Annotated in this window: 16 protein-coding genes; 12 read left to right on the top strand and 4 right to left on the bottom strand. The window is 61.7% G+C overall.

Annotated elements, in window-relative coordinates; translation table 11 throughout:
• Positions 1-20 precede the first annotated feature (20 nt).
• Positions 21-467 carry an N-acetyltransferase gene (locus ACIN8IBEIGE_RS11485; RefSeq protein WP_160014737.1) on the top strand — a complete coding sequence of 149 codons (447 nt, stop codon included), beginning with the start codon at positions 21-23 and terminating at the stop codon, positions 465-467.
• Positions 468-488: 21 nt separating this feature from the next.
• Positions 489-1,007 carry a glycine cleavage system protein R gene (locus tag ACIN8IBEIGE_RS11480; RefSeq protein WP_160014736.1) on the top strand — a complete coding sequence of 173 codons (519 nt, stop codon included), beginning with the start codon at positions 489-491 and terminating at the stop codon, positions 1,005-1,007.
• Between the two features lie 216 nt (positions 1,008-1,223).
• On the opposite strand, the gene rarD is transcribed toward ACIN8IBEIGE_RS11480, so the two are convergent.
• The 4 genes from rarD to ACIN8IBEIGE_RS11460 all read right to left on the bottom strand — a co-directional run bounded on the left by rarD (position 1,224) and on the right by ACIN8IBEIGE_RS11460 (position 4,630).
• On the bottom strand, positions 1,224-2,117 hold the full coding sequence (gene rarD / locus ACIN8IBEIGE_RS11475) for an EamA family transporter RarD (protein ID WP_160014735.1): 894 nt from the start codon (positions 2,115-2,117) through the stop codon (positions 1,224-1,226).
• Between the two features lie 140 nt (positions 2,118-2,257).
• Positions 2,258-2,830, bottom strand: coding sequence for a DUF4166 domain-containing protein (locus ACIN8IBEIGE_RS11470; protein WP_160014734.1), 573 nt, complete (start codon positions 2,828-2,830; stop codon positions 2,258-2,260).
• A 35-nt stretch (positions 2,831-2,865) separates the two neighbouring features.
• Positions 2,866-3,840, bottom strand: coding sequence for a serine/threonine protein kinase (locus tag ACIN8IBEIGE_RS11465; protein WP_160014733.1), 975 nt, complete (start codon positions 3,838-3,840; stop codon positions 2,866-2,868).
• 55 nt (positions 3,841-3,895) lie between these two features.
• The gene (locus tag ACIN8IBEIGE_RS11460; RefSeq protein WP_160014732.1) at positions 3,896-4,630 is read right to left on the bottom strand and encodes a ComF family protein; all 735 of its coding nucleotides are present in this window, start codon (positions 4,628-4,630) and stop codon (positions 3,896-3,898) included.
• An 80-nt stretch (positions 4,631-4,710) separates the two neighbouring features.
• On the opposite strand from ACIN8IBEIGE_RS11460, the gene bioB reads away from it, so the two are divergent.
• The 10 genes from bioB to ACIN8IBEIGE_RS11410 all read left to right on the top strand — a co-directional run bounded on the left by bioB (position 4,711) and on the right by ACIN8IBEIGE_RS11410 (position 16,148).
• Positions 4,711-5,769, top strand: a complete 1,059-nt coding sequence (gene bioB / locus ACIN8IBEIGE_RS11455; RefSeq protein WP_160014731.1) for a biotin synthase BioB — start codon at positions 4,711-4,713, stop codon at positions 5,767-5,769.
• Between the two features lie 110 nt (positions 5,770-5,879).
• Positions 5,880-7,064 (top strand): 8-amino-7-oxononanoate synthase, encoded by a 1,185-nt coding sequence (bioF, locus tag ACIN8IBEIGE_RS11450; protein ID WP_160014730.1) that lies wholly within the window; start codon positions 5,880-5,882, stop codon positions 7,062-7,064.
• The gene (locus ACIN8IBEIGE_RS11445) at positions 7,057-7,788 is read left to right on the top strand and encodes an alpha/beta fold hydrolase (protein ID WP_160014729.1); all 732 of its coding nucleotides are present in this window, start codon (positions 7,057-7,059) and stop codon (positions 7,786-7,788) included. The genes bioF and ACIN8IBEIGE_RS11445 overlap by 8 nt, the downstream gene beginning before the upstream one ends.
• Positions 7,781-8,587, top strand: a complete 807-nt coding sequence (gene bioC, locus ACIN8IBEIGE_RS11440; RefSeq protein WP_160014728.1) for a malonyl-ACP O-methyltransferase BioC — start codon at positions 7,781-7,783, stop codon at positions 8,585-8,587. Before ACIN8IBEIGE_RS11445 ends, bioC begins: the two co-directional genes overlap by 8 nt.
• 63 nt (positions 8,588-8,650) lie before the next feature.
• Complete coding sequence (gene bioD, locus ACIN8IBEIGE_RS11435) at positions 8,651-9,340, top strand: dethiobiotin synthase (protein ID WP_160014727.1); 690 nt, start codon at positions 8,651-8,653, stop codon at positions 9,338-9,340.
• A 96-nt stretch (positions 9,341-9,436) separates the two neighbouring features.
• A complete protein-coding gene (locus tag ACIN8IBEIGE_RS11430) occupies positions 9,437-9,736 on the top strand; it encodes a hypothetical protein (RefSeq protein ID WP_160014726.1) in 300 nt (99 codons plus the stop codon).
• 66 nt (positions 9,737-9,802) lie between these two features.
• Positions 9,803-10,582: a putative metalloprotease CJM1_0395 family protein gene (locus ACIN8IBEIGE_RS11425; protein ID WP_160014725.1), complete on the top strand. Its 780-nt coding sequence runs from the start codon at positions 9,803-9,805 to the stop codon at positions 10,580-10,582.
• Positions 10,583-10,747: 165 nt separating this feature from the next.
• The gene (locus ACIN8IBEIGE_RS11420) at positions 10,748-12,553 is read left to right on the top strand and encodes a phenylacyl-CoA dehydrogenase (protein WP_090377670.1); all 1,806 of its coding nucleotides are present in this window, start codon (positions 10,748-10,750) and stop codon (positions 12,551-12,553) included.
• Positions 12,554-12,945: 392 nt separating this feature from the next.
• Positions 12,946-14,235: a GGDEF domain-containing protein gene (locus tag ACIN8IBEIGE_RS11415; protein WP_160014724.1), complete on the top strand. Its 1,290-nt coding sequence runs from the start codon at positions 12,946-12,948 to the stop codon at positions 14,233-14,235.
• 110 nt (positions 14,236-14,345) lie between these two features.
• A complete protein-coding gene (locus ACIN8IBEIGE_RS11410) occupies positions 14,346-16,148 on the top strand; it encodes an acyl-CoA dehydrogenase C-terminal domain-containing protein (RefSeq protein ID WP_160014723.1) in 1,803 nt (600 codons plus the stop codon).
• Positions 16,149-16,290: the final 142 nt, after the last annotated feature.

Raw genomic sequence — 16,290 nt, 5'->3', positions numbered from 1 at the left:
GTTTATGGAGTGCGATCACCATGCATATACAGGCAGCCACTGCCGTGGATCTGGATGAACTGGCCGAGCTGTTTGGCGCGTATTTGTGCTTCTATGAGGTGGGCAAACCTCAGCCGCAGGTGCGGGACTTTCTCGCTGCGCGCCTGCGCAACAGGGATTCGATCATCCTGCTGGCGCGCGATAAGCAAGGTGTGGCGCAAGGCTTCGTCCAGCTCTATGCCTTTTTCTCTTCGCTGGCACTACAGCCAGCCTGGCTGCTGAGTGACCTGTACGTTAGCGAGCAGGTGCGCCGCCAGGGTGTTGGCGAAGCGCTGATGAACGCCGCCCGCGCCCATGCCGAGGCCACAGGAGCCTGCGGTTTGCAGTTGGAGACAGCAAAGAGCAATCTGCCAGGACAAGCCCTCTACGAACGCCTGGGTTATGTGCGTGATGAGGTGTTCTATACCTATTGGTTGGCGCTCAAATAGGCCTCGTATAAGGAGTTGTTTATGGATCATCTGGTATTGACGGTTATTGCTCAGGATCAGCCGGGGCTGGTCGAGCGCATTGCCCAGTGCATCAGCGAACACGGCGGTAACTGGCTGGAAAGCCGCATGTCGCGCATGGCCGGGCAGTTCGCCGGGATCCTGCGCGTCGATGTACCTCTGGACGCACATTCCGGCCTGGTCACCGCGCTGGAAGGCCTGCAGGCGCAGGGCATCCGCGTGCAAGTCGCCGCAGGCGGCATTGAGCCGGCAAGCGCTTGGCAGGCTATTCGCCTGGAGCTGGTAGGCAATGATCGGCCGGGCATCGTGCGCGACATCACTCGCCTGCTTAGCAGCCACGGGGTCAACGTCGAGAGCTTGAACACCGAAGTGGTGCCGGCGCCGATGAGTGGCGAGTTGCTGTTCCAGGCCCAGGCTGTGTTGGGCGTGCCACAGAGTCTGAGCCTGGAGCAGTTGCAGACCCATCTGGAAACCCTGGCGGATGATCTGATGGTTGAGCTAAAGCTGCACGTGGAGGACTGACGCCGAGGTTTATCCACGATCGATGTGGATAACTCTGTGCGTAGCATGAGGAGCCCCGGAGCACCGCCTAGTGCCCCGGGGCTTTTTGCTAAGTGCTTATTTTTTAAGCACTTAGCGGCGGGTTGTGCACAAAGGCCGGGGATGCTTCTGTGGATAAGCCGGGGGCAACTGGCTGCAGGCCTGCCGCCTCGGGCGTTACAGTCCGCTGATTGTTTTTTAATCAGCCTGGCGTTTACGCAAACTGAGCCAGGCATCGACGCTGTAAATCGCCAGGCCCGCCCAGATGCAGATAAAGGCCAGCAGCTTGCTTGGGTCGAAATGCTCATCAAACAGAAAGATCGCCTGCAGTAGCACCAGGGTCGGTGCCAGGTACTGCAGAAAGCCCAGGGTGGTGTAGGGCAGATGGCGGGCGGCGGCGTTGAAACACACCAGCGGCACCAGGGTGATCGGCCCTGCGGCGATCAGCCAAAGGGCTTCCGGGGTACTCCAGAAGTCAGCCTGGGTGCTCATCGCTGCCGGGTGCAGCATTAACCAACCCAGAGCCAGCGGTAGCAGTAGCCAGGTTTCCACCACCAGGCCGGGCAGTGCAGCCACCGGCGCCTGTTTGCGGATAATCCCGTAGAAGCCAAAGGTCAGCGCCAGCACCAGGGATACCCAGGGAATGCTGCCGACCTGCCACAGCTGCTGCAATACACCCAGCGCGGCCAGGGCCACGGCCAGCCACTGCAGGCGGCGTAAGCGCTCACCGAGAATCAACATGCCCAGCAGCACGTTGACCAGCGGGTTGATGTAGTAGCCCAGGCTGGCTTCGAGCATGCGCTCGTTATTCACCGCCCACACATAGACCAGCCAGTTGCTGGCAATCAGCACGCCGCTGAGGGCCAGCACGGCAAAGCGTTTGGGGTTATTCAGCAGCTCGCGCAGCCAGCCGGGATGCTTCCACACCAGCAGCAACAGCGCGCCGAACAGCGCCGACCAGAGTGCGCGATGAACGATGATTTCCAGCGCGGGCACGCTCTGAATCGCTTTGAAGTAGAGCGGGAACAGGCCCCAGATGATGTAGGCGGTCAGGCCGAGAATATACCCGCGACGCGGGTTGGCGGTGGCCATGCAGGGTCCTTGCTTAGGCGGCTAACGAGAGGCTTGCGATTCTAGTCGGCGTAGCAGGGACTTGTCTGGGCGTTCAACTTTGTTATTAACGCCACATGACTAATTAGCGTAAGCCTGGCTTTACAGGGCCTTGGCAACTGTTATGGCGCGTGGTCGCACAACTCGGCTGTCGCGCTCTCCAGTTGCAGCGCCCCGCTGTAGCTGAGCAGGTTGCCAAGCAGGGGCAGGCTGAAGCCGACGTAGAAGTGATAGCGGCCATTTTCAATACGTTTGTAGGCCTCGGTACGTGGCAGTAGCCATAGTGGAATGCGCACACCGTGCAGCCAGGCCTTGAGCGGTCGCCAGTACCAGCCGCCTTGGCGAATATCTACCGCCAAGGCCAGTGTCAGTGCCCCGGTGGATTCCAGCCAATAACCGTCTGGCCAGCTGCCACTGGGCTGAAAGCGTGAGTAGAGCACGGCGGAGTCGGCGAAGCAGCGGTTCCAGTGCAGGCAGTCATCTGTACCATGGATATCCACTTGGAATGCCACAGGTGTGTGCTCCGTTGGAATGCCCAAGCGCATCGCCAGGCGTGCTCCGACGATTCCGGCAAGACCGCGACCTAGTTGCAGATCGACCTGTCCATGCAGCTTGCCGCCCTGCTGGTGTAGCTGTTGTAGCAAAGGGTTTAGTTGAACAAAGCCCGCACCAAACCAGCGTTCGACGATGGACATAGAGAACTCTTTTCTCGATTAGAGGTGTTGCCGGTTTAGAACAGCTTTAGCGGTTCTTCATCCAGTGCGGACAGCTGCTCACGCAGGATCAGAATCTGATCGCCCCAGTAACGCTCGCTGCCAAACCAGGGGAAGCTCATGGGGAAGGCCGGGTCGTCCCAGCGGCGTGCCAGCCAGGCGCTGTAGTGCATCAGGCGCAGGGCGCGCAGGCCCTCGATCAGTGGCAGTTCGCGCGGGTTGAAGTCGTGGAACTCCTGATAACCGTCCATCAGCTCCGACAACTGGCCGAGGCGCTCATGGCGTTCGCCGGCCAGCATCATCCACAGGTCTTGCACGGCCGGGCCCATGCGGCAGTCGTCGAGGTCGACCATGTGGAAGGTGTCGTCGCGGCACAGCAGGTTGCCCGGGTGGCAATCGCCGTGCAGGCGGATCGCCTGCACCGGATTGGCGGTGAACAGCGTATCCAGGCGCCCCAGCAGATCCCGCGCCACCGACTCGTACGCCGGCAGCAGGCTGCGCGGAATAAAGTTGCCATCCAGCAGGGTGGCCAGCGAGGCGTGGCCGAAGTTGCTGACCTGCAAGGCTTCACGGTGGGCAAACGGCTTGAGTGAGCCGACGGCGTGCAGGCGACCAAGCAGTTGGCCGAGGCGGTACAGTTGGTCGAGGTTGCCGGGTTCCGGCGCGCGGCCGCCACGCCGGGGGAACAGCGCAAAACGAAAGCCGGCGTAGCTGAACAGGGTTCCACCGTCGCGTACCAGGGGCGCCACCACCGGTACTTCGCATTCGGCCAGCTCGAAGGTGAAACTGTGCTCTTCGCGAATCGCCTCATCGCTCCAGCGGTCCGGGCGATAGAACTTGGCGATCAGCGGCGTTTCGTCCTCGATGCCCACTTGATAGACGCGGTTTTCATAGCTGTTCAGCGCCAGTACGCGGGCGTCGCTGAGATAGCCGATGCTCTCCACGGCATCCAGCACCAGGTCGGGTGTGAGTGCGGCAAATGGATGGGACATGGGCGACTCCGGGGTAATTGGTCGCAAAGTGTAACCCTTAACCGCTGTTGGCAGCTCAGTCGCCAGGCTTTGGCGTGCGCGCCAGGCAGTACACATCGATCCGCGCAGCGCCGGCCTTTTTCAGTAGTCGCGCCAGGCTTTCGGCGGTGGCGCCGGTGGTCAGCACATCATCGACCAGTGCCACGTGCAGGCCGCTGATTGCGCTACCCGGCGCCAGGGCAAAGGCCTTGCGCAGGTTGCGTTTACGCGTGGCGGCATCCAGTTGCTGTTGCGCCGGGGTGTCGATCACCCGTAGTAGCCAGTGCGTCTGCAGCGGCAGTTGTAGGCTGGTGCTCAGCCATTGAGCGAGCAAACCAGCCTGATTAAAGCCGCGCTGGCGTTGGCGTTTGTCCGCCAGGGGCACTGGCAGCAGCAGGTCGGGACGCGGCAACCCTTCATCGAAGGCATGCTGCAGATGGTGTGACAAAAGCTCACCGAGCAGACGTCCCAATGGCCACTTGGCCTGATGCTTGAAACGGGTAATCAGGCTGTCGACGGGGAAGGCGTAACGCCAGGGCACTTCAACCTTGCTGAAGCTCGGCGGCTTGTTCAGGCAGGCTCCGCAGACCAGGCCTTGACTGGGCAGCGGCAGGGCACAGATCTGGCAATGCCCGCCAAGCCAGGGCAGCTCGGCTTCGCAGCTGGTGCAGATGGCCAGCGCGGCATCTGCGGTTTCATCGCAAAGTAGGCAGGTTTGCTTGCTTTTTAACCAGTTGTAAACCGGGTGCTGTGGGTTGGGTTGACAGCGCATACGCCTTCCATAACTATGCCGAACATCCGTGTCGCGTCCGCTGAATCTAGCAGGGCGCAGCCAACAATAAGGAATTACCGATGAGCGCCACCACCGCCGCCAACCTGCGTCACGACTGGACTCTTAATGAGGTCAAGGCGCTCTTCGAACAACCGTTCAACGACCTGCTGTTCCAGGCGCAAACTGTGCATCGCGCGCATTTCGACCCGAACCGCGTGCAGGTCTCGACCCTGCTGTCGATCAAAACCGGTGCCTGCCCGGAAGACTGCAAGTACTGCCCGCAGTCCGGCCACTACAACACCGGCCTGGAAAAGGAAAAACTGCTGGAAGTGCAGAAGGTGCTGGAGGCCGCCGCTGAGGCCAAGGCCATCGGCTCGACCCGTTTCTGCATGGGCGCGGCCTGGAAGCACCCGTCGGCCAAAGACATGCCCTACGTGCTGAAAATGGTCGAGGGCGTCAAAGCCCTAGGCCTGGAAACCTGCATGACCCTGGGCAAGCTGGATAAAGAGCAGACCCAGGCCCTGGCCGCTGCCGGCCTCGACTATTACAACCACAATCTGGACACCTCGCCGGAGTTCTACGGCAATATCATCACCACCCGCACTTACGGTGAGCGCTTGGAAACCCTGGCCTATGTGCGTGATTCGGGGATGAAGATCTGCTCCGGCGGCATCCTCGGCATGGGTGAGTCGCTGGACGATCGTGCTGGCCTGCTGATCCAGCTGGCCAACCTGCCGGAGCACCCGGAGTCGGTGCCGATCAACATGCTGGTGAAAGTCAAAGGTACGCCGCTGGCCGATGAGCAGGATGTCGATCCGTTCGACTTTATCCGCATGCTCGCGGTGGCGCGGATCATGATGCCGCAATCCCATGTGCGCTTGTCGGCCGGCCGCGAGGCGATGAATGAGCAGATGCAGGCCCTGGCGTTCTTCGCCGGCGCCAACTCGATCTTCTACGGTGAGAAGCTGCTGACCACCGCCAACCCGCAAGCCAATCAGGACATGCAGCTGTTTGCTCGCCTCGGCATCAAACCGGAAGAGCGCGAAGAGCATGCTGATGAAGTCCATCAGGCGGCCATTGAACAGGCGCTGGTCGAACAGCGTGACTCCAAGCTGTTCTATAACGCCGCTTCGGCCTGACGCCGCGTTTGGTGGATGGATAAAGCGCCATTCACCCTACGTTGAACCTGACCTCTTCGTGGGGGGGTAACCCGCTTGCGGTTATCCACCAGCTGCCGGTATTTGTGCCCATGAGCTTCGATCTATCTGCTCGCCTCGCTGAGCGCCGCGCTGCCAACCTCTATCGCCAACGCCCGCTGCTGGAGTCACCCCAGGGGCCGCTGGTACAGGTCGATGGTCGGCAACTGCTGGCCTTCTGTTCCAACGATTACCTCGGCCTGGCCAATCACCCGCAGGTGATTGAAGCCTGGCGCGCGGGTGCGGAGAAATGGGGCGTGGGCGGCGGTGCCTCGCATCTGGTGATCGGCCACAGCACGCCCCACCACCAGCTCGAAGAAGCGCTGGCCGAGTTCACCGGACGCCCTCGCGCGCTGCTGTTCTCCACCGGCTACATGGCCAACCTCGGTGCGGTCACCGCACTGGTCGGGCAGGGCGATAGCGTACTGGAGGATCGGCTAAACCACGCGTCCCTGCTGGATGCCGGCTTGCTCAGTGGTGCGCGGTTTTCCCGTTACCTGCATAACGATGGCGTCAGCTTGGCCAATCGTTTGCGCAAGGTGACCGGCAATACCCTGATCGTCACCGACGGTGTGTTCAGCATGGACGGTGATCTGGCCGACCTGCCATCGCTGTGCGCTGAAGCGCGCCGCGCGGGTGCCTGGGTGATGGTCGATGATGCCCACGGTTTCGGCTCGCTGGGTGCTGCAACCGGCGGGGGCATTGTCGAGCACTTCGGCCTGGGCCTGGATGATGTGCAGGTGCTGGTCGGCACGCTGGGCAAAGCCTTCGGTACGGCCGGTGCCTTTGTTGCTGGCAGTGACGACCTGATTGAGGCCCTGGTGCAGTTCGCCCGCCCCTATATCTACACCACCAGCCAGCCGCCGGCGCTGGCCTGCGCCACCCTGAAAAGTCTGGAGTTGCTACGCAGCGAGCATTGGCGGCGTGAACACCTGAATGCCCTGATCAAGCGTTTTCGCGAAGGTGCGCAGGCCATCGGTCTGGAGCTGGTGGACAGTGAAACGCCGATTCAGCCGATCCTGATCGGCGACAGTGGCCGCGCCCTGCAGCTGTCACAGATGCTGCGCGATCGCGGTTTGCTGGTGACGGCGATTCGGCCGCCCACTGTACCCGCCGGCAGTGCTCGCCTGCGTGTCACGCTGTCCGCTGCGCACAGCCTGGCGCAGCTGGAACTGCTGCTGGAAGCCCTGGCCGAATGCTGGCCGGTGCTGACTGGCGAGGTGGCCGTGCATGCGTGATCGACTGATTCTGCTGCCCGGCTGGAGCTTGGGTACTGCGCCCTTGCAGCCGCTGGTCGAGGCTTTGCGCGGCCTCGATCCGCGCTTGCATGTCGACATCGAGCCTTTGCCGACGCTGGATTCCAGTGATCCGGACGACTGGCTGGATGAACTGGATGCCATGCTGCCTCAGGATGCCTGGCTCGGCGGCTGGTCCCTCGGCGGCATGCTTGCCGCTGAGCTGGCGGCGCGCCGCGGCGAGCGTTGCAGCGGCTTGCTGACCCTGGCCAGCAACCTGCGCTTTGTGGCGCAGTCAGATTGGCCTGCGGCTATGTCGGCTGAAACCTTTAGTGCTTTCCGTCAGGGCTGCGCCGCTGATGCGCTCGCCACTTTGAAGCGGTTTGCCCTGCTTTGCGCCCAGGGCGCGGTGGAGGCTCGCGGTCTGTCGCGGCAGTTGCTGGCGGCGGCTCCGCAGGTGCAGCCCGAGGTACTGCTGGCCGGGCTGGATTTGCTCGCCAATCTGGATACGCGGGCAGCGCTGCAGGCCTTTGTCGGCCCGCAGCTGCATCTGTATGCCGGCGCCGATGCGCTGGTTCCAGCCAGCGCCGCGCAGGCCTTGCTGGAGTTGTTGCCGGATGTCGAGATCGGCCTGATTGATAACACCAGCCACGCCTTTGTCCTTGAGCGACCGCATGAGCTTGCGGCGGCGATCCAGGCTTTTCTGCATGAGGCCGGTGATGACTAATCTGGCCCATGACCCACTCGGCGGCCTGCCGGATAAACGTCAGGTGGCGGCGTCGTTTTCCCGCGCAGCGCAAAGCTACGACAGCGTGGCGGCTCTGCAGCGCAACGTGGGGCAGCTGCTGCTGGCGCAGTTGCCGGCTACGATCAACCCGGCGCGTTGGCTCGATCTGGGGTGCGGCACCGGCTATTTCAGCCGTGCGCTGAGCGAGCGTTTTCCGCTCAGTCAGGGCGTGGCTGTGGATATCGCCGAAGGCATGCTGCAGCACGCTCGGCCGCTGGGCGGCGCGCAGCAGTTTATTGCCGGCGATGCCGAGCGCCTGCCGTTGCGCGAGGCGTCCTGCGACCTGCTGTTTTCCAGTTTGGCGCTGCAATGGTGTGCGGATTTCTCCGCGGTGCTCAGTGAGGCCGAACGGGTGTTGCGCCCTGGCGGTGTGTTGGCGTTTAGCAGCCTGTGTGTTGGCACCCTGCAGGAGCTGCGCGACAGCTGGCAGGCCGTGGATGGCTTTGTCCACGTCAACCGCTTCCGCCGTTTCGAGGATTACCAGCGCCTGTGCGGCGACAGCGGGCTGGCGCTGCTCTGCCTGCAAACCACGCCTGAGACGCTTTATTACCCCGATGTGCGCAGCCTGACCCATGAGCTGAAAGCCCTGGGGGCGCACAACCTCAACCCCGGCCGGCCCGGCGGTTTGACCGGGCGGGCGCGCATGCTGGCGCTGCTTAACGCCTATGAGCAGTTCCGCCAGCCACAAGGCCTGCCGGCGACCTATCAGGTGGTCTACGGCGTACTGCGCAAAAGTTGAGATAAGCGCAGCCTGTCCTGAGTGACCCCAGAAAGACGCCAATACTCCTTACCAGAGATCGTTATGAGCCAAGCATTTTTCGTGACCGGCACCGACACCGAAATCGGCAAAACCACCATCGCTGCCGGGCTGCTGCACGCCGCACGAATGGCGGGTCTGTCGACTGCTGCGGCCAAACCGGTGGCATCCGGCTGCATGCGCACAGCGGATGGTCTGCGCAATGATGACGCCCTGGCGTTGCTCGGCGAATGCACCCTGGCGCTGCGCTATGAAGAGGTCAATCCGCTGGCCTTCGAGCCGGCGATTGCCCCACATCTGGCTGCGCGCGAGGTCGGTGTATTGCTGGATGTTGCCGCGCTGCAGGGGCCGGTGCAGGCGATTCTGGACAAGCAGGCGGACTTCACCCTGGTCGAAGGGGCGGGCGGCTGGCGGGTGCCGTTGGCTGGTCAGGAAACCCTGTCGGATCTGGCGATTGCCCTGCAGTTGCCGGTGATCCTGGTGGTCGGCGTGCGTCTGGGCTGCATCAATCAGGCGCTGCTCAGCGTCGAGGCCATCCTGCGTGACGGCCTGCAGTTGGCGGGCTGGGTGGCCAATCTGGTCGACCCGCACACCTCGCGGCTTGAAGACAATCTGGCGACCCTGGCCGAGCGGCTGCCTGCGCCTAGTCTGGGTTATCTGCCGCGCCTGGCCGAAGCCACGCCGTCTGCGGTTTCTGGCTATCTCAATCTCGATCTATTGCACCGCGCGCTATAAGCAGGCCAAGTGCCATAGCCTTTTGCTTGTACGTTTTTCGAGCAAATTCTGCTTCAATTGAAGCCGTTAGTGGTTTGCTACAGCGGGAGCTTGGGCATGGAAATTTCAGGAAGCGCCTTCAACTCGGGCATCAGCACCATTCAGTCCGGCCAGCGCCGGGTCGATCAGGCTGCGGCGGATATCGCCAGCAATGCGGTTACCCAGCCACAACAGCCGACCTCCACGCCGCCGGCCAATCAGGTCAACCCTGCGCCGAGTTCGGCCGAGCAGACACGCCCTGATCTGGCGGAAAGCCTGGTTGCTCTGCGCCAAGGTCAGAATGAAGCAGAAGCAGGTGCCAAGGTGGTAAAAACCGCCGATGAAGTGCTCGGTACCCTGATCGATACAACGGCCTGAGTCGCCCGCCCCGAGCGTACTCATGCCTGGCAATGAGGCAGCAGTTGTGGGGCGAGGAGTCATTGCATGCAGATTGGCGGCGCAACGTCTTATCCTGCGCCTGCAGCAACCCTACTGCCGGCCCGGCCTCTTGCGTCCAATATTTCCCCTGATGTGTCCCCCGAGATCACCCGCGCCGCTCAGGCGCCGATAACCGCTGCCCAGCCGCTGGCCGATGAGCAATCGGCTTCGTCGCGTGAAGAAGCGGATAAACCAGCCGATTCCTCTGCCAATCCCGAGCAGGCCAAGAGCCGCGAAGGCGAGTCCAGCCCGCAGCAGCAACGTCTTGAGCAGCTGGAAGTCGCCAAGCTGGTCAGTCGTGATCAGGAAGTACGCACCCACGAGCAGTCGCATGCGGCTGTCGGTGGCCGCTATGCCGGTGCGCCGAGCTACACCTATGAGCGTGGTCCGGATGGTAAGCGCTACGCGGTGGGCGGTGAGGTGAGCATCGACACCAGTCCGATCCCGAATGACCCCGAAGCTACCTTGCGCAAGATGGAAATCGTCATCCGTGCTGCACTGGCCCCTGCTGAGCCCTCGGCGCAGGATCGGCAAGTGGCCGCGCAAGCGCAGTTAAAGATGGCCGAGGCCCGTGTCGAGCTGGCGCAACAGCAGCGCAGTGAGGTGGCGGCCGCCAGTGAAGCGCGTGCCGAGCAGCGTAAAAAAGAGGACGAAGAGAAGCCTGATGAGGAGGGAAAACCCACCAAGGCTGTCCAGCAGAATCTGCCGCCACCACCTAGTCTTGAACTGTACAGGCAGCTCAGCGGTTTGCAGACGCCGGCCCCGGTTGTCGATCTGGTGACCTGAACGGTGCTTGGGGTGCTTGACATTAAATAGGCATAAACGTATGTTTCAAACGCTTGTTTGATTAGCTCGATTGCCAAGGGGCAGGCGAGCGCCGGGATTGCTCCCGAAAACGACCGAATATCCGGTCACCTACACACTAAGAATCCACCGCAGAGGTTAACCGCTATGCCTGATTACAAGGCCCCCTTGCGTGATATCCGTTTCGTACGCGACGAACTGCTCGGCTACGAAGCGCATTATCAGAGCCTGCCTGGCTGCCAGGACGCTACTCCGGACATGGTCGACGCCATCCTTGAAGAAGGCGCCAAGTTCTGTGAGCAAGTGCTGTCGCCACTGAACCGTGTAGGTGACACCGAAGGCTGCACCTGGTCCCCGGAAGGCGTGAAAACCCCTACTGGTTTTAAAGAAGCCTATCAGCAGTACGTTGAAGGCGGCTGGCCGAGCCTGGCGCACGACGTTGATCATGGCGGCCAAGGTTTGCCTGAATCGCTGGGTCTGGTGCTGAGCGAAATGGTCGGTTCTTCCAACTGGTCGTGGGGTATGTACCCAGGTCTGTCGCACGGCGCGATGAACACCATCTCCGAGCACGGCACCGACGAGCAGAAGCACACCTACCTGACCAAGCTGGTATCCGGTGAGTGGACTGGCACCATGTGCCTGACCGAGCCGCATTGCGGCACCGACCTGGGCATGCTGCGTACCAAGGCCGAGCCTCAGGCTGACGGTTCGTACAAGGTTTCCGGTACCAAGATCTTCATCTCCGCTGGCGAACACGACATGGCCGATAACATCGTCCACATCGTGCTGGCCCGCTTGCCCGACGCGCCGCAAGGCACCAAAGGCATCTCGCTGTTTATCGTGCCGAAGTTCTCGGTCAACGCTGACGGCACTGTAGGCGCGCGTAACGCCGTTTCCTGTGGCTCGATTGAGCACAAGATGGGTATCCACGGTAACGCCACCTGCGTAATGAACTTTGACGGCGCCACCGGTTATCTGATCGGCCCAGCCAACAAAGGTCTGAACTGCATGTTCACCTTTATGAACACGGCGCGCCTGGGTACTGCTCTGCAGGGTCTGGCTCACGCTGAAGTCGGCTTCCAGGGTGGTCTGAAGTACGCTCGCGAGCGTCTGCAGATGCGTTCCCTGACTGGCCCGAAAGCGCCGGACAAAGCCGCTGACCCGATCATCGTCCACCCGGACGTGCGTCGCATGCTGCTGACCATGAAAGCCTTCGCCGAAGGCAACCGTGCAATGGTGTACTTCACTGCCAAGCAGGTAGACATCGTCAAGTACAGCAAAGATGAAGCCGAGAAGAAGCAAGCTGACGCACTGTTGGCTTTCCTTACCCCGATCGCCAAAGCATTCATGACCGAAGTCGGCTTCGAAGCGGCCAACCACGGTATCCAGATCTATGGCGGCCACGGCTTTATCGCCGAGTGGGGCATGGAGCAGAACGTTCGCGACAGCCGTATCTCTATGCTGTACGAAGGCACCACCGGTATCCAGGCACTCGACCTGCTGGGCCGTAAAGTGCTGCAGACTCAAGGCGAAGCGCTGAAAGGCTTCACCAAGATCGTGCACAAGTTCTGCCAGGCCAACGAAGCCAACGACGCCGTCAAAGCGTTCGTCGAGCCTCTGGCCAAGCTGAACAAGGAGTGGGGCGACCTGACCATGAAAGTGGGCATGGCTGCGATGAAAGACCGCGAAGAAGTCGGTGCCGCTTCGGTGGATTACCTGATGTACTCCGGCTACGTCTGCCTGGCTTACTTCTGGGCCGATATGGCGCGACTGGCTGCCGAGAAGCTGGCTGCTGGCGCTGAAGACGAAGCCTTCTACAAGGCCAAGCTGCAGACCGCTCGTTTCTACTTCGCGCGCATTCTGCCGCGTACCCGTGGCCACGTAGATGCCATGCTGTCCGGCGCCAATAACCTGATGGAAATGGACGAAGAGCACTTTGCTCTGGGCTACTAAGCCCTAGGTTCCACCGCAGGTCAAAAACCGCTGCCCCTTGGGGTGGCGGTTTTTTTATGGCCTGCCATCCATGGCAGCCACCCTTCGGGCCGTCGCTACGCGACGTTAAAAATGGCTCCCGGCCATTTTTTATGTTCAGCACATCGATGTGCTTCACCCCTTTGGGGCTTGCGCGCAAAAGCGCTCCCGGCGCTTTTGTGACCCGCCATTGCTGGCAGCCTCCCTTCGGGCCGTCGCTGCGCGACGTTAACAACTATTCCAGACAGTTTTGTTGGGCGAATAAAAAGTCCCAGGTAGCTTGTCGATTTGCCTGTCAGGTTCCGTGCGCAACGCGTTCGTTACAGGCAAACTGCGCGGCGTTGCCCACTTTTTATCGCTGTGTGGAGCCCGTCTTGTCGCGTCTTGCTGCTGTGCGCTTCAGTCATTTCCTGCCTTCGCTGCTGCTTCTGTTCGGCGGTTTGCTGTTGGCGCGGTTGGCGGTGTTGAGCGAGTTTTTCACCTCGCTGTTCAACGTATTGCCGACGCTTCTGCTGTTGCTTGGAGGGGCGTTCTGCCTGGTCTATGGCCGCCAGCGCGAAGTGTTTCTGCTGTTGACGCTGTACCTCGGCTACTTCCTGCTCGATACCCAGGTTGATCATTTCCGTGCCACGGGGCAGGTACGCAGTGATGCGGCGCTGATCTTTCATCTGTGCAGCCTGTTGCTGCCACTGCTCTACAGCCTCTATGCCGCCTGGCAGGAGCGTACCCACCTGCTGCAGGATCTGATTGCCCGGGCTGCTGTTCTGCTGGCAGTCGTTGCGGTCGCGGTGGGCCTGGCGCAGCGCTTTCCGCAAGCGTTGCTGCACTGGTTGTCGCTGGTGCGCTGGCCGGCGCTGCAGGTCGAGTGGCTGGCGCTGGTGCAGCTGGCCTATCCGGTATTTATCCTCGGCCTGATTCTGCTGCTGGTGCAGTATCTGCGTACGCCACGGCCGTTGCATGCGGCGCAGCTGCTGGGTTTGTGCGGCCTGCTGTGGATGCTGCCGAACACTTTTATTCTGCCCAATGCGCTGAATGTGATGAGTAGCCAGATCATGCTGATTCTGGTCGCTGCCGTGGCGCACGAGGCCTATCAGATGGCCTTTCGTGACGAGCTCACTGGCCTGCCGGGGCGTCGCGCCTTGAATGAACGCCTGCAGCGCTTGGGCCGCAGCTATGTGATCGCCATGGCCGACGTCGATCACTTCAAGAAATTCAACGACACCCATGGTCACGATGTTGGCGATCAGGTGCTGCGTCTGGTCGCCACCCAGCTGCGCAAGATCGGCGGCGGGGGCAAGGCCTACCGCTATGGTGGTGAGGAGTTCACCCTGGTGTTCCCCGGCAAGACGCTCGAGGAATGCCTGCCTCACCTTGAAGTGGTGCGCCAGGCTATCGAGGCTTACCGCATCCAGCTACGCGACAAACAGCAGCGTCCGCAGGACGACAGGCAGGGCCGCACGCGCCGAGCCGGCAGCGCGGCCAATCAGGTTTCGGTGACGGTCAGCATGGGCGTGGCCGAACGCGGGCTGGAGCAGCGCAGCCCGGAAGAGGTGCTCAAGGCCGCCGACCAGGCGCTGTATAACGCCAAGAGCGCCGGGCGTAACTGCGTGCGCAGTTATGGCCAGAAGCGCGGGGCGGTCAAGGTGGATACCGCGCGGGGTTAAGGCCGCCTGCTAATGGCAGTGTATTCAGCATCCGCACTGTGATTGTTGGGGGGCCGCGTGAGCCTTAGCGTAGAGCACTAACCCACGCTCTAGCTGACGGAGAAACCAGCATGCCCGAGTACAAAGCTCCCCTGCGCGATATGCACTTTCTGATCGACGAAGTCTTCGACTTTCATGCCGGTTACGCCGCGATGGGTGCGAGCGATGCTACCCCGGACATGGTCAGTGCGATTCTCGAAGAAGGCGCGAAATTCTGTGAGCAGGTGCTGGCACCGTTGAACCGCAGCGGTGATGAAGAAGAGTGCCAATTCAACAATGGCCACGTGACCACGCCCAAGGGCTTCAAGGAGGCCTTTGCCCAGTATGTCGAAGGCGGCTGGAATGGCCTGGCTGCTGATCCAGCATACGGCGGTCAGGGCCTGCCGCATTCCCTCGGTTTGCTGATCGGCGAAATGGTCGGCGCCAGCAACACCTCTTGGGGCATGTACCCGGGGCTGACCCACGGTGCGATGTCGGCCATTCACGCCCACGGCAGCGAAGCGCAGAAACAGACCTACCTGAGCAAACTCACCGAAGGCCGCTGGACCGGCACCATGTGCCTGACCGAAGCCCATTGCGGCACCGACTTGGGCCTGATCAAGACTCGCGCCGTGCCCCAGGCGGATGGCAGCTATGCGGTCAGCGGCAGCAAGATATTTATCTCCGCCGGCGAGCACGACATGAGCGAGAACATCGTGCACCTGGTGCTGGCCAAGTTGCCCGACGCACCGGCTGGCACCAAGGGCATCTCGCTGTTTATCGTGCCCAAGTTTCTGCCTGACGCGGCAGGCGAAGCCGGCGCGCGCAATGGCGTAAGTTGCGGCTCGATCGAACACAAGATGGGCATCAAGGCCTCGGCCACCTGCGTGATGAACTTTGACAGCGCTACCGGTTACCTGATCGGCGAGGCCAACAAGGGGCTCAACTGCATGTTCACCATGATGAACCATGCACGCCTGGGCACTGGCATGCAGGGCCTGTGTCTGGGGGAAACCAGCTTTCAGGGCGCGATCAAGTACGCCACTGAGCGTCTGCAGATGCGTGCGCTGACCGGGCCCAAGGCGCCGGATAAGGCCGCCGACCCGATCATCGTCCACCCCGATGTGCGACGCATGCTGCTGACCATGAAAGCCTTCAACGAAGGCAATCGCGCACTGGCCTATTTCACTGCGCAGCTGATTGACCAGGCGCACCGTGGCGACAGCGCCGAGCAACGCGAGGAGGCCGAGAACCTGCTGGCCTTCCTCACGCCGATCTGCAAGGCCTTTATGACCGAGACCGGCCTGGAGGTGACCAACCACGGCATGCAGGTATTCGGCGGCCATGGTTTTATCCGCGAGTGGGGTATGGAGCAGCTGGTGCGCGACTGCCGCATCGCACCTATCTATGAAGGCACCAACGGCATCCAGGCCCTCGACCTGCTCGGGCGCAAGGTGCTCGGCAGCCAGGGTAAGCTGCTGCGCGGCTTTACCAAGATCGTCCACAAGTTCTGCGAGGCCCAGGCCGAGCATCCGCAGCTCAAGGGCTATGTCGCCCAGCTGGCGACGCTGAACCAGCAGTGGGGCGCGCTGACCCAGAAGATCGGCATGGCGGCGATGAAGAACCCGGACGAAGTCGGCGCGGCGTCGGTGGATTACCTGATGTATTCCGGTTACGTCACCCTGGCGTACTTCTGGCTGCGCATGGCCCTGGTGGCCGAGCAGAAGCTGGCTGCGGGCGCGGGTGAGGCCGCGTTCTACCAGGCCAAACTACAAACAGCGCACTTCTACTTCGCACGTATCCTGCCACGCACCCTCAGTCATGAGGTGGCCATGCTGTCTGGGGCGGACAACCTGATGGCAATGAAAGCAGGCGACTTTGCCCTGGACTGCTAAGCACTGGCGTGATGTCGGCTGGGAAAGCCGCTGCCCGAGAAGGCAGCGGTTTTTTCTCTGCATTGTGCGTGCTTGAACTTGGCGTATTCCTACTTCGCGCGTGTTGCCCAATTGGATGGCGCTGTCGCAACCGATCTATGTG

The sequence above is a fragment of the Pseudomonas sp. 8BK genome (assembly GCF_902506475.1).
Classification (GTDB): domain Bacteria; phylum Pseudomonadota; class Gammaproteobacteria; order Pseudomonadales; family Pseudomonadaceae; genus Aquipseudomonas; species Aquipseudomonas anguilliseptica.
The sequence above is the reverse complement of the archived record's forward strand: the minus strand, read 5'-3'. Positions and strand labels throughout refer to the sequence as shown.

Excerpts from the sequence above, each read along its gene's own strand:
- ACIN8IBEIGE_RS11470 (WP_160014734.1), bottom strand. The coding sequence starts at position 2,830 with ATGTCCATCGTCGAACGCTGGTTTGGTGCGGGCTTTGTTCAACTAAAC.
- ACIN8IBEIGE_RS11480 (WP_160014736.1), top strand. The coding sequence starts at position 489 with ATGGATCATCTGGTATTGACGGTTATTGCTCAGGATCAGCCGGGGCTG.
- ACIN8IBEIGE_RS11445 (WP_160014729.1), top strand. The coding sequence starts at position 7,057 with ATGCGTGATCGACTGATTCTGCTGCCCGGCTGGAGCTTGGGTACTGCG.
- bioB (WP_160014731.1), top strand. The coding sequence starts at position 4,711 with ATGAGCGCCACCACCGCCGCCAACCTGCGTCACGACTGGACTCTTAAT.
- bioF (WP_160014730.1), top strand. The coding sequence starts at position 5,880 with ATGAGCTTCGATCTATCTGCTCGCCTCGCTGAGCGCCGCGCTGCCAAC.
- bioD (WP_160014727.1), top strand. The coding sequence starts at position 8,651 with ATGAGCCAAGCATTTTTCGTGACCGGCACCGACACCGAAATCGGCAAA.
- ACIN8IBEIGE_RS11430 (WP_160014726.1), top strand. The coding sequence starts at position 9,437 with ATGGAAATTTCAGGAAGCGCCTTCAACTCGGGCATCAGCACCATTCAG.
- rarD (WP_160014735.1), bottom strand. The coding sequence starts at position 2,117 with ATGGCCACCGCCAACCCGCGTCGCGGGTATATTCTCGGCCTGACCGCC.
- ACIN8IBEIGE_RS11460 (WP_160014732.1), bottom strand. The coding sequence starts at position 4,630 with ATGCGCTGTCAACCCAACCCACAGCACCCGGTTTACAACTGGTTAAAA.
- ACIN8IBEIGE_RS11420 (WP_090377670.1), top strand. The coding sequence starts at position 10,748 with ATGCCTGATTACAAGGCCCCCTTGCGTGATATCCGTTTCGTACGCGAC.
- ACIN8IBEIGE_RS11410 (WP_160014723.1), top strand. The coding sequence starts at position 14,346 with ATGCCCGAGTACAAAGCTCCCCTGCGCGATATGCACTTTCTGATCGAC.
- ACIN8IBEIGE_RS11485 (WP_160014737.1), top strand. The coding sequence starts at position 21 with ATGCATATACAGGCAGCCACTGCCGTGGATCTGGATGAACTGGCCGAG.
- ACIN8IBEIGE_RS11425 (WP_160014725.1), top strand. The coding sequence starts at position 9,803 with ATGCAGATTGGCGGCGCAACGTCTTATCCTGCGCCTGCAGCAACCCTA.
- bioC (WP_160014728.1), top strand. The coding sequence starts at position 7,781 with ATGACTAATCTGGCCCATGACCCACTCGGCGGCCTGCCGGATAAACGT.
- ACIN8IBEIGE_RS11465 (WP_160014733.1), bottom strand. The coding sequence starts at position 3,840 with ATGTCCCATCCATTTGCCGCACTCACACCCGACCTGGTGCTGGATGCC.